The organism is Staphylococcus sp. EZ-P03 (assembly GCF_003344575.1).
Taxonomy (GTDB): Bacteria; Bacillota; Bacilli; order Staphylococcales; family Staphylococcaceae; genus Staphylococcus; species Staphylococcus simulans_B.
The window spans coordinates 1-708 of sequence record NZ_QPMO01000042.1 but is presented as its reverse complement, the minus strand read 5'-3'; the positions used below and the strand labels follow the sequence as shown (position 1 = coordinate 708).

The following is a 708-nucleotide window of genomic DNA, read 5'->3' as shown; positions in this document are numbered from 1 at the left end:
GTCGAGATCAGGGAATGAGTTTATAAAATAAAAAAAGCACCTGAAAAGGTGTCTTTTTTTGATGGTTTTGAACTTGTTCTTTCTTATCTTGATACATATAGAAACAACAAGTTTTTATTTTTATAGTTTACATCGCGTTTAAAGTGTTGGTGTGATTGGCTTTATAAGGTTAATGAACCTTTAAAAATCCTTGCACAGAAAAATACCCTATGTTATTGTTTAAGTTACCACACAAAAACAAATTTACATAGGGGGTTTCTGTATTAATTATGTGCAATAATAATAGCATTAATTCAGATGAAAAATCAAGTGTACTAATCGACAAAACAAAAAGTGGAAAAATAAGACCTTGGCGAGAAAAGAAAATGGCAAATGTAGATTATTTTGAACTCTTGCATATTCTTGAATTTAAAAAGGCTGAACGTGTAAAAGATTGTGCAGAGGTACTTGAATATAAAGTGAGTTATGAAACGGGAGAAAAAACGTTATATCGTGTGTGGTTTTGTAAATCTCGATTATGTCCAATGTGCAACTGGAGGAGAGCAATGAAGCATGGTATTCAGTCACAAAAGGTTGTTGCAGAAGTTATCAAACAAAAACCAACAGTTCGTTGGCTTTTCCTTACGTTGACCGTTAGAAATGTTTATGATGGTACTGAATTAAATAAAAGTTTATCGGATATGTCAAAAGGTTTTAATCGTATGATGA

Annotated in this window: 1 protein-coding gene; it reads left to right on the top strand. The window is 31.6% G+C overall.

Features of this window, described 5'->3' with window-relative positions; all coding sequences use genetic code 11:
- Positions 1–269: 269 nt before the first annotated feature.
- Positions 270–708 (top strand): protein rep (locus DVJ99_RS12840; RefSeq protein WP_162912223.1); only part of this gene is annotated, 439 nt, incomplete at its 3' end.